Annotated in this window: 13 protein-coding genes and 1 pseudogene; 3 read left to right on the top strand and 11 right to left on the bottom strand. The window is 50.2% G+C overall.

Going from position 1 to position 15,288, the window contains the following annotated elements; genetic code table 11:
- Positions 1–3: 3 nt before the first annotated feature.
- The 8 genes and pseudogenes from ACL2XO_RS05435 to ACL2XO_RS05400 form a co-directional block, all read right to left on the bottom strand.
- Complete coding sequence (locus ACL2XO_RS05435) at positions 4–879, bottom strand: ABC transporter ATP-binding protein (protein WP_413742340.1); 876 nt, start codon at positions 877–879, stop codon at positions 4–6.
- Positions 876–2,162: a high-affinity branched-chain amino acid ABC transporter permease LivM gene (livM, locus tag ACL2XO_RS05430; RefSeq protein ID WP_132923440.1), complete on the bottom strand. Its 1,287-nt coding sequence runs from the start codon at positions 2,160–2,162 to the stop codon at positions 876–878. Before livM ends, ACL2XO_RS05435 begins: the two co-directional genes overlap by 4 nt.
- An 11-nt stretch (positions 2,163–2,173) precedes the next feature.
- A complete protein-coding gene (locus ACL2XO_RS05425; RefSeq protein ID WP_413726882.1) occupies positions 2,174–3,088 on the bottom strand; it encodes an ABC transporter permease subunit in 915 nt (304 codons plus the stop codon).
- Positions 3,089–3,188: 100 nt separating this feature from the next.
- On the bottom strand, positions 3,189–4,307 hold the full coding sequence (locus ACL2XO_RS05420; RefSeq protein WP_413742339.1) for a branched-chain amino acid ABC transporter substrate-binding protein: 1,119 nt from the start codon (positions 4,305–4,307) through the stop codon (positions 3,189–3,191).
- Between the two features lie 396 nt (positions 4,308–4,703).
- A complete protein-coding gene (locus ACL2XO_RS05415; RefSeq protein ID WP_413742338.1) occupies positions 4,704–5,579 on the bottom strand; it encodes a D-amino-acid transaminase in 876 nt (291 codons plus the stop codon).
- A 17-nt stretch (positions 5,580–5,596) separates the two neighbouring features.
- Positions 5,597–6,589, bottom strand: coding sequence for an N-acetyltransferase DgcN (gene dgcN / locus ACL2XO_RS05410; protein ID WP_413742337.1), 993 nt, complete (start codon positions 6,587–6,589; stop codon positions 5,597–5,599).
- 765 nt (positions 6,590–7,354) lie between these two features.
- Positions 7,355–7,711: pseudogene (gene arsC, locus ACL2XO_RS05405) on the bottom strand (arsenate reductase (glutaredoxin)); the annotation flags it as partial.
- A gap of 350 nt (positions 7,712–8,061) precedes the next feature.
- The gene (locus ACL2XO_RS05400; RefSeq protein WP_132923445.1) at positions 8,062–8,244 is read right to left on the bottom strand and encodes a general stress protein; all 183 of its coding nucleotides are present in this window, start codon (positions 8,242–8,244) and stop codon (positions 8,062–8,064) included.
- 487 nt (positions 8,245–8,731) lie between these two features.
- Here ACL2XO_RS05400 and ACL2XO_RS05395 point away from each other — a divergent pair, with 487 nt between their 5' ends.
- The gene (locus ACL2XO_RS05395; protein ID WP_132923446.1) at positions 8,732–9,028 is read left to right on the top strand and encodes a putative quinol monooxygenase; all 297 of its coding nucleotides are present in this window, start codon (positions 8,732–8,734) and stop codon (positions 9,026–9,028) included.
- Positions 9,029–9,162: 134 nt separating this feature from the next.
- Here ACL2XO_RS05395 and ACL2XO_RS05390 read toward each other — a convergent pair whose 3' ends face one another.
- Both ACL2XO_RS05390 and ACL2XO_RS05385 read right to left on the bottom strand, forming a co-directional pair.
- Positions 9,163–10,056: an alpha/beta hydrolase gene (locus tag ACL2XO_RS05390; protein ID WP_413742336.1), complete on the bottom strand. Its 894-nt coding sequence runs from the start codon at positions 10,054–10,056 to the stop codon at positions 9,163–9,165.
- Between the two features lie 465 nt (positions 10,057–10,521).
- Complete coding sequence (locus ACL2XO_RS05385; protein ID WP_413742335.1) at positions 10,522–12,099, bottom strand: EAL domain-containing protein; 1,578 nt, start codon at positions 12,097–12,099, stop codon at positions 10,522–10,524.
- 580 nt (positions 12,100–12,679) lie between these two features.
- On the opposite strand from ACL2XO_RS05385, the gene ACL2XO_RS05380 reads away from it, so the two are divergent.
- Positions 12,680–13,417 carry a LuxR family transcriptional regulator gene (locus tag ACL2XO_RS05380; RefSeq protein WP_413726567.1) on the top strand — a complete coding sequence of 246 codons (738 nt, stop codon included), beginning with the start codon at positions 12,680–12,682 and terminating at the stop codon, positions 13,415–13,417.
- Positions 13,418–13,610: 193 nt separating this feature from the next.
- On the opposite strand, the gene ACL2XO_RS05375 is transcribed toward ACL2XO_RS05380, so the two are convergent.
- On the bottom strand, positions 13,611–14,240 hold the full coding sequence (locus ACL2XO_RS05375; protein WP_413726566.1) for an acyl-homoserine-lactone synthase: 630 nt from the start codon (positions 14,238–14,240) through the stop codon (positions 13,611–13,613).
- Between the two features lie 227 nt (positions 14,241–14,467).
- On the opposite strand from ACL2XO_RS05375, the gene ACL2XO_RS05370 reads away from it, so the two are divergent.
- On the top strand, positions 14,468–15,148 hold the full coding sequence (locus tag ACL2XO_RS05370) for a carbapenam-3-carboxylate synthase domain-containing protein (protein WP_413726565.1): 681 nt from the start codon (positions 14,468–14,470) through the stop codon (positions 15,146–15,148).
- The last annotated feature ends 140 nt before the right edge of the window (positions 15,149–15,288 follow it).

The raw sequence follows: 15,288 nt of genomic DNA, 5'->3' as shown, positions 1-15,288 counted from the left end.
GGTTCATATCTCCCCCTCTTCATCGTCAGCGCCGAGATAGGCGGCGATGACGCTGTCATGATGCTGGATATAGTGCGGCGCGCCGCGGGCAATCACATCGCCGTGATCCAAGACGATAATATGATCCGAAATCTCCATCACCATGCCCATATCATGTTCTATCAGCAGCACCGTGATGCCGTGCTTGTCGCGCAGGAAGCGAATAATGCCGCTCAAGGTGCGGGTTTCCACCGGATTAAGGCCGGCGGCGGGTTCGTCCAGACAGACCACCTCTGGATCGGTGCACATGGCGCGCGCGATTTCCAGCCGGCGCTGCTGGCCGTAAGACATCTCACCCGCCAGCCGGTTGGCGCAGTCCACCAGATCCACCACCTCCAGCCAGTAAAAAGCCCGGTCCAGCGCCCGGTTCTCCGCCCGGCGGTAGCCCTTGGTATTCAGTATGCCGGCAATCAGGTTACGGTTGCTTTGCCGGTGCTGTGCCACCAACAGGTTTTCCACCACCGACATTTCCCGGAACAAGCGAATATTCTGAAAGGTGCGCGCCAGCCCGGCGCGATTCACCAGGTGGGTGCCGCCGAACATTTTGTAGAAGACCCGCCGGCCCCAGCGCGCCGGGTGCAGCCAATCCTCGCAGCGGAATTTTTGGCCGAGGATTTGGATGATATCCACGCTACGCTGCCGGGTATTGAGTTCGATACGCCCGCCGGAGGCCCGGTAAAACCCGGTAAGGCAATTGAATACCGTGGTTTTACCGGCGCCGTTGGGACCGATAAGGGCGGTGATGGAGCCGCGCTCCACCTCGAGGTTGACATCGTTAAGGGCCTTGATGCCGCCGAACTGCATCATCAAATGCTCGACCTTGAGAATGGCATCGCTCATGGCGCCACCCCCTTGCGCGCCGCAAAGCCGGAACGGCTGATGCGAATCAGTCCGCGCGGCCGCCAAATCATCATCGCCACCATCAATATACCGAACAGCAGCACGCGATACTCGGCGAAACTGCGCAACAGCTCCGGCGCCACCGTCAGCACAAACGCCGCCATCACCACGCCGACGGTGGATCCCATCCCTCCCAGCACCACAATGGCCAGGATCAGCGCCGATTCAAAAAAGGTAAACGAGGTGGGATTGACAAAACCCTGGTAGGTGGCGAAAAACACCCCAGCCACCCCGGCGGTGGACGCGCCGAGGGTAAAGGCCGACAGTTTTACCAGCACATGGTTGAGTCCCAGGGAGCGGCAGGCCACCTCGTCTTCACGCAGCGCTTCCCAAGCCCTGCCGATGGGCATGCGCCTTAGGCGCTGATTGATATACAGCACCAGCAAGACCACCAGGGTCAGTACGGCATAAATAAACACGAATTTCAGGTTCGGGTTGTAGGGAATATGCAAAAACTCATGAATCGGCACGCCCCCTTCCCTGGCCCGGCGGCCGAATTCCAGACCGAAAAAGGTGGGAGACGGCACCTCGACCCCGTTGGGGCCGCCGGTAAACGCCAGGGCGTTATTCAGAATCAGCCGGATGATTTCGCCGAATCCCAGGGTAACGATGGCCAGGTAATCCCCGTGCATGCGCAATACCGGAAAGCCCAGCAGGGCGCCGGCCAGGGCCGCCAGCAGCGCCCCCAGCGGCAGCATGGTCCAGAAGCCCAGTCCCAGGTATTCATGCCCCAGCGCCAGCCCGTAGGCGCCGATGGCGTAAAACGCCACATAGCCCAGGTCCAGCAGGCCCGCCAGTCCCACCACGATATTCAGTCCCAGGCCCAGCAGCACATAAATCAGGCCCAAAATCCCCACCGTCAGGACATATTTGGTGGCTACAAAGGGAAATATCACCGCCAGCAGCACGATAAGCGGCATAATCCAGCGCAGACGGCTTTTATAGCCCGCCGGCAAGACATACACCCCGCCGCTGTCGCTGTGGAAACGGGACTGGAAACGCAGCCCCGGACCGGTTTGCAAAAACAGGCTCACCAGGGCGCGGCCCGCCATCACCACCAGGATAACCCACATCAGCCGCCGGGGCTGAAAGTCGAAACTGTATCCGTTAAGCACCACCCCCACCATGGGGCCGAAAATGATCAGCGCGAGAAGTCCGGCCAATACGGTATCCACGGCGCATTGCCTGAAATCAATGGCGCCGCGCGTTACGGGTTGCGACATACAAGCTCCCTTTATACCTTGGCCACCATGGGCCGGCCAAGCAGGCCCTGCGGACGAAAAATCAAAATGACCACCAATAATGAAAATGAAAACACATCTTTATAATCGGAATTGACCATGCCGGCGAACTGCGCCTCCGCCACGCCGAGAATAAGTCCCCCCAGCATAGCCCCCGGCAGCGAGCCGATGCCGCCGAGCACCGCGGCGGTAAAGGCTTTGATGCCGATAATAAAGCCGGCATAAAAGTCGAAGGTGCCGTAGTTCATGGTGATAAGCACCCCCGCCAGCCCGGCCATGGCGGCGCCGATCACGAACACCAGGGAAATCACCCGATCGGTATTGATACCCAGCATCGACGCCATTTTACGGTCCTGTTGGGTGGCCCGGCACATCCGGCCGAGCCGGGTATGGCCGATAAGGTAAGTCAGCGCCAGCATCCCCGCCAGGGAGGCCATCAGAATGAAAACCTTGGTATAGGTGATTTGAACAAAATCGCCGCCAAGGGTGAATTTAAATACCCCGTCCATCATGGTGGGAATACCCTGCTGGCGCGGCCCTTGGCTGATCTGGGCATAGTTCTGCAGGATCAGGGACATGCCGATGGCGGAAATCAGCGGCGCCAGGCGGGTGGAATTCCTCAGAGGCCTGTAGGCGATACGCTCGATAACCCAGCCGTACACACCGATGACGACAATGGTGAACACCAGGGTGCCGAGAATCAGCAGGGGGAACGAATGCAGGCCGAAAAAAGAGAGCAGGGCCAGGGCGATGGCGCACAGATAGGCGGAAATCATATAGACTTCGCCGTGGGCGAAGTTAATCATGCCGATAATGCCGTACACCATGGTGTAGCCGATGGCGATCAGACCATAGACCGCTCCAAGCGTTAAACCATTAAGCATTTGTTGCAAAAAGGTAGCATCCATCATTCAGCAGTCTCGTTTGAACCGGTTATCCCATGGTCGCCGCGCCTGACATCCGGCACAGTCCCCATGGAACTCAGGCTTGTCGGCGTTCAGCGGCGGATTACGGGACTTCGTGATATTTACCCTGATCGTCCCACTGATAAACCACGTAATCGGAGACTTTCAAATCGCCTTTGCTGTCCCAGGTTTTTTGCCCCATAACCGTACTCACCGGGTGGGATTTCAGCCAGGCGCTGGCCTTGGCGGAATCGACGCCGACGGCGTTAAAGGCAGCGGCCAGGGCCTGGACCGAGGCATAAGAGTAGAGTGTATAACCTTCAGGTTCGAACTTGGCGGCGCGGAATTTTTCAATCACCGCTTTGCCGTCCGGAATTTGACGGGGATCTTTACCAAAGGTCATCAACACGCCCTTGGTATATTGCGGACCGCCGGCGGCGGTCACCATGTCGGCGGTGACAATACAGTCGCCGGAGAAAAAGGTGGCCTTCACGCCCTGTTCGCGCATCTGGCGCACCAGCGGACCGGCTTCAGGATGGCAGCCGCCGAAATACACCACGTCCGGATCCGCCGAGCGGATCTTGGTCACCAGCGCGTTGAAATCCTTTTCGCCGCGGGATAACCCCTCATACATCACTTCCTTCACGCCCCGGCTGTTAAGCTGCGCTTTGGTGGCGTCCGCCAATCCCTGACCGTAGGTATCTTTATCATGGATAATGGCCACTTTTTTCGCTTTCAGCTTATCAATGATGTAATTGCCGGCCACCAGGCCCTGCTGATCGTCCCGGCCGCACATGCGGAACATGGCGGTCTGGCCGCGTTCGGTAATCTGCGGATTGGTGGATCCGGGTGTGATGGCGATAATGCCGGCCTCGTCATACACCGCCGACGCCGGCATGGTGGAGGAAGAACAAAAGTGCCCCACCACCGCGGCGACATGGTTTTCATCCACCAAACGGTTGGCGACGGCCACCGCCTGTTTCGGTTCACAGGCGTCATCCCCCTGCACCAGGGTAATTTTTTGCCCCTTGATGCCGCCGGCGGCATTGATATCCGCCGCCGCCTGCGAGGCGCCGTGCCAATATTGATCCCCGTAGGTGGCATTGGGCCCGGTGAAGGGGCCGGCGACGCCGATAACCACATCGGCATGGGCGGCAAAGGCCGTGCCCAGGCAGGCGATAAGCACAGCGGAAAGCGGAGTTCTCAGCAGTTTTAATGACATTATCTGGTTCCTTTATACTGTTTTTAGCAATACGCCAGCGGCGCGGACCCGTTATCCAAAAGCAAAAACGTACAACCCATGTATTCGCCGGGATAAAACCGAATCCTGGCGATGGTGGAAACGATAGCATTCTAAGTAAGCAATATTTCTGCCACTTTGGCGGGCACCGCCTATAGCGGGTGATATCCCTACCGCAGATAGTCTAAAAGACAACCCATTAGGCAGGCGCCTGCCTTAAAACGGTGCGTAGAGATTCACAATAAGCGATACCACGGCCCATTCGCACCTCAAACTCCCGGCACGATAATTAAAGGTCAGAATTTGTCGCGCCGTACAAAGTACGAGTAACAAACCCGACAAACATCACAATCAATTTCACTCCTGGATGTGCCGCACTCAGCCGCCTGCGCTGTTGCCGGTGGCTGCCAACGCCATTTCCACATAGATATTGCGCAAAGCCAGGGTGACCTGTCCGGGCTTGCCGTCGCCGATGGGTTTGCCGTCGATTTCCACCACCGGCCAGATAAAAGACGTCGCGGAACTGATAAATGCCTCGCCGGCGCGATAAACTTCTTCAACGCTGAAGGGGCGTTCTTCAAACGGGATGCCGTGACGCGCCGCCAGTGCCAGCAGCGATCGGCGGGTAATGCCGTGCAAGATATCCGTACTGAGCTGCCGGGTGACCAACGTGCCCTGTTCGGTGACGATCCAGGCATTGGAAGAGCTGCCTTCGGTTATAAAACCGTCTTCCACCAGGAAGGCGTCGTCCGCGCCCTGGCTGTGGGCGTACTCTTTCGCTAGGCAAGGGGCCAGTAAGCCGACAGTTTTAATATCACGGCGATGCCAGCGGATGTCTTCCACCGTCACCACCCGGATCCCGGTTCGGGCCTTGACGTTGTCGATAACCGGGCGGGCCTGGGTAAACAACAAAAGCGTCGGCTCCACCTCGGCCTGCGGAAAATCGAACTCCCGATCCCCGGTGCTGCCGCGGCTTAACTGCAGATATATCGCTCCTTCCCGCAGCTGGTTAACGGCGATAAGCTTATTCTGGATAGCTTCCAGGGCGGCGGCGGTCACCGGCAGCCGCAGCTTCAGTTCCCGGCAGGAGCGCTCAAGGCGCGTGATATGGCCGGCATTTTCCAGTAATCTGCCGTTCAATACCGCCATGACTTCATATACCGCATCGGCAAATAGAAAGCCGCGGTCGAAAATAGATATTTTTGCCTCAGACTCCGGCACAAAGTCGCCGTTGATATAAACGGTTCTGGTCATTCTATTTTCCCGCCCTATTAAAGATTATCAATGATACGGTCCACGCCCTGGCGGAACGGATCCGCCACCAGCAGGCCGAATTGACGCTCAAGGTCCGCCATATACTCCAGCGCCTTCGGCTCGGACAGATGCGCGCTATTGATGGAGATGCCGACAAAACGCGCCAGGGGATTGGTTAATTGCGCCATCTTAAGGTTAAGCGCCATGCAATCCGCCAGATCCGGCAGCGGATAATCCACCCCGCGCATGGCGGTACGCGTGGGCTCGTGGCATAACACCAGGGCATCGGGCTGGGCGCCGTGAATCAAACCGGTGGTTACCCCGGCGAAGGAGGGATGAAACAGCGAGCCCTGCCCTTCTATCACATCCCAATGGTCCGGCTCATTGTCCGGCGCCAGCACTTCCACGGCGCCGGCGATGAAATCCGCCACCACCGCGTCGATGCTGATGCCCGCGCCGCTTACCAGAATACCGGTCTGGCCGGTGGCGCGAAAAGTCGCCTTTTGCCCACGGGCCAGCAGCGCCTTTTCAATGGCCAGGGCGGTATACATTTTGCCGCAGGAGCAATCGGTACCCACCGGCAGCAGGCGTTTGCCGCTGCGTTTACGCCCGCTGCCCACCGGCAGGACCGCGCTGGTGTGGCGCACGTCGAACAGGCTGCGCCCAAGGCGCCGGGCGGTCTCTTTCAATACCGGCACATCGGACAGACGGTTATGCAATCCCGCCGCCAAATCCATGCCCCTTTCCAGCGCCTGTTGCAGCAGCGCCACCCAACTTTCGCTGATAACGCCGCCGCGATTGGCCACTCCCACCACCAGCGTCTTGGCGCCTTTGGCCGCGGCGGCGTCTATATCCAGATCAGGCAGTTCGCAATCCACCTGGCAACCCGCCATCCTCAGTTGACCGACGCAATATTCCGGATGCCAGTAGCGAATGCCGGTGGCGACTTTTGCCGCCAGCCGATCGTGGGCATCAGCCAGAAACAACAGGTAGGGTTTTTGAATTTCCATTTTAAGCGCCTCGATAAAGTGAGCTGTCTAGGGATCGGCCTCACCGGCAGCAGCTGTCTGTTACTCTTTAGACAAACATGGCGCTGGCGTCAGCGGGATAACCACATCAAGCACAGGCCGTGCCAAAGAGGGAATATCTAAAAATAAGATTTATATCAATAAGTTAAATAGAAATTTATCGTCTAGTCACTCCATGACGCCCCTATCGGGTATTTTTTATGCACCAACTTCAGGCATTAACACTGCTTTACTGCCCTTATTAGGTGAATTTTAATAAATGTTTAACAAAAAACCCAATAAACCACTGACCAAAAGAAATAATCCGGCATAAACGTCGACAAAAAAACGGTCGTTTCAACATAAAAAACAAGCCAATGGCGTTTTTACCGCCGCTTATGCGGCCGCAGGGATAAAACAGGATTAAATACGATATGGAATAAGGGAAAAGAGATACGGCCCGCGGATAGCACAATTTAACATTGTTCATACCATGTCATATTGACGTCATTGTTCTCGGGATTTAATCAGGTAGTATTAAAGCAAAAAACCTAAACCGCTTGTCCGCCACTGCCAGGGGCAATAGAAACAGGAGATTTAGGTTTTAGTTAGCTGACAATCTGAAACCAAGTACGGGTTACGATAATGAAGCGAGACCGGAAATTTAACAAGCACGCCGCGCCGCCGCATGTGAATTCTGTGAGTCCGCTCAAAAACTAATCATTAGCGGACCTGACAGATGCCCTACCGAGTTGTCCCGACTGCTCAGCCATGGGGTAAAATGTCCAGCACGCGCTCCTTGGGACGGCACAGCCGGGTGCCCAGCGGGGTGACAACGATAGGTCGGTTGATTAAAATCGGATTGTTCACCATAAAATCAATCAGCTGCTCATCGCTCCAGCGCTCCTCCGCCAAACCGAGCTGCTCATAGATGTCGTTGTTGGTCCTTATCAACGCGCGCGCCGGGATGCCCATATCGCCAATCAGCTTTGCCAATTGTTCCCGGTCAGGGGGCGTTTTCAAATATTCAACGATCGTGGGTTCATATCCCTGCTGGCGAATCAGCGCCAGCGTATTGCGGGAGGTGCCGCAAGCAGGGTTATGATAAAGGGTAATGTTGCTCATTGGGGTTATCCCTCCAGTCTGGCCAAATAATGTTATCCCATCAATCCCCAGTATCGCGTTTTCCACGTTTCGGTGCACGTTATTTTAATAACAGTCATGGATGCCTGAGCGGCGAATTCATCAGCAATCATTCGGCTATGGCGGCCTTTAAATTATCTGCATTAAATAATTAATTCCCTTATTTGGTTTTATTTTATCAACACATAAAAAAACTGCCGGAGATTAATCCGACAGTTATCAGCTATGGCGACCCTATAATTAGGCTGCGCTATCCATCAGGATGATTGCCGTCCGGATAACTAAACGAAGCTTAATTATGTGGCTGTTGCATATTCATATTTCCCGACCGATTACCGGGCAGGTTTTCTTCCGCCGCCATGGCTGTTGCGGCCGCCTTTTTCACCGGCTTCAGCTGCGCGTTGCGGATCGTTCTTGAAATTGCCGCCGCTGTGCTGGCCGCCTTTCTTGCCTGCGCTGGACGCTTTTTCACGATCTTCAGCAAAATTACCTGAACCGCCACGATGAGTAGCCATCAGAGACCTCCGAGTGAGTTAAAAGTTCATGCCGTAATACATAGTATTCTTAATAAAAAATAACTATCTATCATCTCTGGTTGCTTAATCATAGAATGGTTAAACAACCGTTATGTTTGATCCTAGTCGACTCACCTCAGCTGACAAGCCTTATTTACACCTTGAAACAAATTGCGCTGAAAATAAATTCATCCTGAGCAAACAACATCATATTCAAGTCCCTGAATATCGGGAAGGAAATTAATATTTTTAGCATACTGCGCACCGTAATTTTTTTCTTTAAAATAAATAGACGAAACCGCTGCGGCCGTTAACGCTATTATGGTAACGTTCCCGGCTTGCCCGCAAGCTCATGGCATCCGGAACCAGGGTTCGCAAAAAATCCTGATGGTATGATGCTACGCTATTCAATGGAGTATATTGGAAAGTGAAAATACATTGCCCCGGGGTTGGAACCGGGCCAGTCGCCTTAATAAAGGAGAAGTCAATGTCCACCGATATCCATGTAGTTGCCGTAATCGAAGGAAAACCGGGCTGTGCCGAAGCTATCAAAGCGGTTACCCAACCTTGCGTCGAAGCGACGCGAAAGGAAGAGGGCTGTTTGAAATATCAGCTTCATCAGGATCAAGACCGCCCCGAACATTTTATCTTCGTCGAACATTGGGCCAGCAATGAGATCCTGGCTAAGCACGGCCAGTCCGCACATATTAAAACGATGGTAGATGAATTGGCGTTGCTTACGGTGAAACCCCTGGAAGTATCGATACTTAAAAACTTGTACTGATCCCGTTGAGGTTTATGGTCAGGCGTCCCACGGGCGTTTGACAAATGCGACCGCTGCGGAAAATTAAAACCGGCGACCGGCGCATTGCGCCGTTCGTCGGGTGGCAACGAGGCGGCAGCGGGTGTTTATGCCATTTAGAGATATTCACGCAGCCAGTGCAACTGGCGCTCCGCCACCTGCGAAAAATGCTTGCCGGCAAAGAGATCATAATGGCCGGCCTTCGGCTGTATATAGCATTTCTTCTCCGCCGCAACGGCTTGATAGAACGCCAAACCGTACTCCAGCGCAATAACTTTATCGTTCTGCGCGAAAATCATCAATGTCGGCTGGGTGACCTTCTCAGCCGCCGCGGCCGGGCGATATTGAATCGCTTCCCACACCGTCATGTAAGGCACCTTGATATCCAGCGCCGGGTAATTATTTTTATTTTTTTCAAAAAAAACGCGGGATTCCTCGTCGGTCATCACCTTGTTAATGGGCACAAACAGCTCTTTTCCCAATTGCCGCTTCTTCCGTTCCATTCGCGCCATAGTATTGAGAAATCTCTTTTTTTCATCATGGCCCATATCTCCCGTCACCAGTTGTTCCCCATCGGCGAAACCCATTTGGCTGATGATGCATTTCACTTCAGGATGCCGCACGGCAACTTCCATCACATGGCAGCCCCCCAGTGAGGTTCCCCATAGCGCGATGCGTTTCACGTCTATATCCGGCCGGTTTTTACACCACTCCAGCACGGCGATGATATCGTTGATCTGCTGTTCTGGAACAATTCTGCCGGTCTCACCGCCACTGTCGCCAAACCCGCGGTAATCAAAGGTTACCGCCGTATAACCGTTCTCGGCGAAAAGGTCGGCGAATACCGGCAACAGGAGGTCCTGGATGCCAAAAAAGCCATGGCAAAGCAGGATTACCGGCGCAGGATACGGGGTCGCACAACGTGCGGGAAATAACCGTACCGCCAGTTTATTGCTCTGGGAGACAACAGTATGCCGCTCTATGTCCATCGACTTTTCTCCTTGAATCATGAACCACTCATCTTCATGACAAAATGATTCTATTTATAATTTTTACGATAATTATTTTAAACGAATGCAAGCTATTACTTTTTTCGCTAATAACCGGTCCATTATATAGCACTGTCTTGTGCCGACTCAATGTGCTTAATGTAATTGAATTTAGTTCATTGTTTGATTAATTTTTAAAAAAATTATTTAGATTGATAACGAGTTAGATACTGGATTAATTAGCCACAATCAAATTATGAAAGTATCTTTTACTAACCTTACTATTAAAAACAAAAACAGACAAGTCAAAAAATAAATAACCTGCTAATAATTAGTCATCAATCCTTACGCAGCGGGTGCTCAAAATAATATATTTTTTTCAGTAAGTTATGCCCACAATTGCTGTTAACTCCGGCCATCTTGCAAAGAGTTATTGATTATTTTTCAATACTGTTACGAATGCAATCAACATGAATGAATATACACTCATTGTTTGCGCCGTTCATGCTCTTGGCTGAAATAGCGTTGGAATTGAGCTATGGGTAAAGGTTTTGAAAATAAGAAGCCTTGCTGAAAGATAACCTTTTTGTCGAGCAAATACTGTTTTTGGTGTAAATGCTCCACGCCTTCAGCAATGACTTGCATGTTCAGCTTTTGTGCCAGATCAATGACCACATCAACGATGATCTTGGTGGTGCTTTCAAGCGCAATCATAGCGATAAAGGATTTATCCAGCTTAAGAAAATCGATATTCATTTTACTTAAATAAGAAAGACCGGAGTACCCGGTGCCGAAATCATCGATACCGATACGAACGCCAATCTCTTGCAGAGCCGATAAAACCTGCAAAGTGACGTCATTGATTTCAATGGACTGCCGTTCAGTCAACTCAAGCAATAAGGTGATCTTTTTGCCCTGCACGCTCTGTAAAAACTCGCGGCAGTCATCAACGATCTGCAGGTTTAGCAAATGAATCGCCGAGATATTCACGGCTATATGCAAGCTTTCCCGCCAAAAAACCGGCGTTCTGGCCACAACCTCCGCAACCTGTTTCATTAGCTGCTGCGTCAGCGGAACGATCATGCCGGACTCTTCCGCCAAGGGAATAAACACTTCCGGGGAAACCACTCCATCGGTGGGATGGTTCCAGCGAGCCAGGATTTCCACACCGGTACAACAATTGTTTTTCGCGTCCATGACCGGTTGAAAAAAAGCCTCGAATTCACTGCGCTTTAATCCGTGCGCCATCGTGGTCCTGATGGATGTCAGCGCCTTGAGCCAATTGCGGATCAGTAACGAGGTGACTATCGATACCACCGCCAAAAAAAGCACTACCACACCGTAAGTATCGAGGAGATCCGCAAAAAAGCGGTGGCGGGAGATACTAACCTGCAGCTTGTAGGGATACTTTTGCGAATGCCCTGTAACGCCAATATACTCGTTTACCAGACCGCTGACCGGCGCAAGCTTGCCCAGCGGCGACAAAAATTGATTGCCGATGATAACCATGACCTGATTATCGGTACCGACGATATTCATCATATAAGACATATACTGCGTATCGATAATGGTACTGACGCCATCGTTGCCGCGGTATTTATGCATTATTATAACGGCGATATTGGGAAATAGAGCGGTACCATTGTGAAATTGAATGGAAGTCGCGGATGAGTTGTCGCCGGGGGTATGGGGTATCAGCTGTAGGTGCGGCGTCAAGGGCACCGTGCCACAATAAATTACATTGTTATGAATTAGATTCACCGTGCGCACCAGGGAATGTTTCACGCTCATGATGCGTAATTGATCCACCACATCCCCGCAGGGCCGTCCAAGCAGCGTCAGCGCCTCTTCAGCCGTGCCGCTGGCGTCATCTAATATGGTATCGATAAATTTTATCGTGCTGTGAATATCGTTATCGGCTCTTTTTTTCAGTGTGTGCTGCGCGATAGCGCCGATTACAACTAATGAAACAACAAAAAGGCATAGCGGGATTACCACCCATAGCAGCATCAGATGTTTGTTGGTGAGTTTTGCTAAAACGGGTGCATCCAGTGACCATCGCATCTATGTTCCCTTCTCATCATTACTTCTTCGCGGCGAAGAGATTATCCCGCATCCCGGAGTCAGTTAAACCCTAGCCGCACATGAAGATTATACACCTAATGAATAACTTTCAACTTACCGTAATGAGGTGGGGGATCTTAGAAACCTTTAAACATAGGCAGGGGGCCGGCACAGCGGACGCAATAGAGGCATTGGGCGGGCAGCAAGGAGGGTAGCAGGAGCGGCAGGAGCCATCGGGGGCATGGCGAACATTGGGGCATAGCAGGTCATGTGGAATATTTAGCCGGCATTCATCACGCAACAGAAAGTAGCTTTGCTTCTAAGAAGGACTGGGATGATTGTTTTCATCTGTTTAGTAAATATTATTGATACACTTTAATTTTTAATTAACTTCCTAGTAATTATTGTTGATATTCTTTTATTTGCATATTATTTTAATTGATGAAAATAATTTATCGTTGACCGAACCCGTTATTTGTTTTACTATCAAATTAAATAATAATCCCTATTTCGTACTCAATCCAGCCCTTGACTAATCAGTTCTTGCCAATACCATTGCATGTAAATATAGAGAAACATAATGCTTATAAATGTCAAATCAGCCCGAGATAATAAACATGTTCTCATTACGGATGAAATCAATGATCTTATACATCGGGAGATCAATTTTCCTGAACATACTCGCTTTGCTTATTCGGTAATCAATAAACGTCATTTGGATCAGCCGGTCATATATTCTAACTATCCCACAGAATGGATTAATACGTATATCAATATGACGCTATATCATCATGACCCGGTCATCATCATTGCACTACAGCGCATCATGCCCTTCACCTGGAACGATAAAACCCTGTCCTCTGACGACACACGCCATGAAGAGATTTTCAAAGTTGCCGGAAAGTACAATATTTCCAACGGACATACTTTCCCTTTGCACGATCATGAAAATAATCTCGCCACCCTCAGCCTGTACACGGAGGGAGATACAGATTGCTTTCAAGATTATGTGGTGAAAAATAAAAAAAATCTGCAGCAGTTGCTATTAACAATCCATGAGCGTTATATCATCGAGCGAAGGTACGATCGTAAACTTTTCCGGGAAAAACTTGAAAAGGAATTAACGTCGCGAGAAATAGAAACGCTTCGCTGGGCAAGCCTCGGTAAAACATATAATGAGATCGCTATTATTATGGGGATCACTGAAAGTACGGTCAAGTTTCATATCGGCAATCTCATCGTCAAACTCGGCGTGGTTAATGCGAAACATGCAATAAGAAAGGCGTCTGACTTACATCTTCTGCAAATTTATGAATAATCAAGCGTCAATGACATGGATTACGTTACACCATAAAGAAATGGAATGATTACTACGGCCATTATCTTTCCCATGTCATTGACATGATGTTACCCAACGGAATTTTCATTAACCTGTTAAGCTTATTTCTAGCCATGCAAGAATTTACATGTTGAAAGCGCTATGTTGATGTTTATTTTTATAAAGTAAAATATCAAAGATAAATAGGCCATTTTTTCAGATAATCCTCTTCACAATAATGATAACGACGTATATATTTGATCAGACTATCCTGACTCTCGTCATCAATGCCCAAACGAAGCAGATAAACGGGCTCTTTTTTTTCGGACAATCCAATGCTCACAATGGTAATATTCCAGCCACTTCGTTTCAAAAGCGTATACATTGATTTACTGCATACGGTCATGATGGCCGTTTTACCGATAGTACGCGTATAATTCACCATACCTAAAAATAATAGGTGGCAGAAGGGCAGCTTAGTTTCAGACAGCGATTTCACCCGCTCCTTATCGACAAAAAACCGGCTCGACTCCAGCAGGGTTTCATCCTCCGCTGCTTGATAATTGAAAAATGCCTTGAACGGGCCGGTAATCATGTTCGGATACTTCATGCTGATAAAACGCACGCTGCTGACAATGTAGCCATCGTAACAGCCCAGTAGATAGTGGGTATGTTCATTATCGTACTGATCAAACTCCCGGTCCCCCACACAGGCTACCTGCCAATTGAGGCGATCTTTAAATGTCCTTTTTCGCAGCAAATATAATTCGTCAAGCTTATCATTGATAATATCCTGGTAATCTACACTAATTAAATTAAACATACCCCATCCTGTTATCGTTATGATGAATTAACTACCTTTGTTCTAACTAAATACAAAGTGATTTTATGGTATCAGTAAAGGAAAATCCTCACAACCTGTACTAAAGTCTAGGGTAATAACTACACTATATATCAGCTTTAAAGATATTAAATTAACGAGTAATGTATTTCACTAACCCGTATTCACTCCAGTCATTATTAACGTTTATGATAGTTATAAGGGAACCTATGAGCAATCGATTTTGCATCATTTTGAACGAAGGAAACACTATATTAACTTTTGCGACCCCACTTCAGGATAAAATTTATAAAATAAAACAGGGATTTTTATTCATCGGCGACCGCACGCCATATCACACTTTTGATATAAAAAGTGAGTCATGGCATATTATTGGACATATAGACAATCTACCGCTGCTGAATTATTTATTATATAGCCATTATCCATCACAACATGAGGTTCTCAGCTTGGACATCATCTGCCTGGCGGTAAAACGTTATGGTATGAAAATTGTCGAATTACTTCAGGGCAACTTTTGTATTGTTTATGAAGATGCCGAGGGCAATCTGACGCTGGTCACGGAAAAAGAAACGCAGCAGTGTGCTGCCAAGGCCACGAATGACACCGAAACGGAGCGCGGCGGCACTGGCTGCCCGGTGGTTGCCGGCGCCCCGCAGGATACGCATTCTAAGCCCATTATACCCGATATTCCGGCCGTCAAGGAAGCGAACTGTACCGCGACGGCATGCCGGTACCCGCAGCAATCCTACAATACACAGCGGAAGATTGCCATAAATCGTTGGCATGATAACCATTTGCAATTCATCCAGAGCGTTAGGTATCCGGCGTATTGCGAAAAGGAGACATGCGTCATGAACGATATAAAAGGCAAAGTGATTGATATTTAAATTATACATTTCCGTCAACTTCAAAACTAAATAATATTTTATTTTTTAAAAATTAAGCCTATTTATAACGCCCTAAGTGATCTTCTCGTTAATAAAGCGACGGGTAAACACACCTTTAATATAGGTCCTGATGGGTTTCG

The sequence above is a fragment of the Sodalis sp. RH15 genome, assembly GCF_047324255.1.
Taxonomy (GTDB): Bacteria; Pseudomonadota; Gammaproteobacteria; order Enterobacterales; family Enterobacteriaceae; genus Acerihabitans; species Acerihabitans ligni.
Note: the sequence above shows the minus strand (reverse complement) of the source record. Positions and strands in the feature narration are given on the sequence as shown.

Excerpts from the sequence above, each read along its gene's own strand:
- ACL2XO_RS05435 (WP_413742340.1), bottom strand. The coding sequence starts at position 879 with ATGAGCGATGCCATTCTCAAGGTCGAGCATTTGATGATGCAGTTCGGC.
- ACL2XO_RS05395 (WP_132923446.1), top strand. The coding sequence starts at position 8,732 with ATGTCCACCGATATCCATGTAGTTGCCGTAATCGAAGGAAAACCGGGC.
- ACL2XO_RS05385 (WP_413742335.1), bottom strand. The coding sequence starts at position 12,099 with ATGCGATGGTCACTGGATGCACCCGTTTTAGCAAAACTCACCAACAAA.
- ACL2XO_RS05420 (WP_413742339.1), bottom strand. The coding sequence starts at position 4,307 with ATGTCATTAAAACTGCTGAGAACTCCGCTTTCCGCTGTGCTTATCGCC.
- ACL2XO_RS05425 (WP_413726882.1), bottom strand. The coding sequence starts at position 3,088 with ATGGATGCTACCTTTTTGCAACAAATGCTTAATGGTTTAACGCTTGGA.
- ACL2XO_RS05390 (WP_413742336.1), bottom strand. The coding sequence starts at position 10,056 with ATGATTCAAGGAGAAAAGTCGATGGACATAGAGCGGCATACTGTTGTC.
- ACL2XO_RS05370 (WP_413726565.1), top strand. The coding sequence starts at position 14,468 with ATGAGCAATCGATTTTGCATCATTTTGAACGAAGGAAACACTATATTA.
- dgcN (WP_413742337.1), bottom strand. The coding sequence starts at position 6,589 with ATGGAAATTCAAAAACCCTACCTGTTGTTTCTGGCTGATGCCCACGAT.
- ACL2XO_RS05400 (WP_132923445.1), bottom strand. The coding sequence starts at position 8,244 with ATGGCTACTCATCGTGGCGGTTCAGGTAATTTTGCTGAAGATCGTGAA.
- ACL2XO_RS05415 (WP_413742338.1), bottom strand. The coding sequence starts at position 5,579 with ATGACCAGAACCGTTTATATCAACGGCGACTTTGTGCCGGAGTCTGAG.
- ACL2XO_RS05380 (WP_413726567.1), top strand. The coding sequence starts at position 12,680 with ATGCTTATAAATGTCAAATCAGCCCGAGATAATAAACATGTTCTCATT.
- livM (WP_132923440.1), bottom strand. The coding sequence starts at position 2,162 with ATGTCGCAACCCGTAACGCGCGGCGCCATTGATTTCAGGCAATGCGCC.
- ACL2XO_RS05375 (WP_413726566.1), bottom strand. The coding sequence starts at position 14,240 with ATGTTTAATTTAATTAGTGTAGATTACCAGGATATTATCAATGATAAG.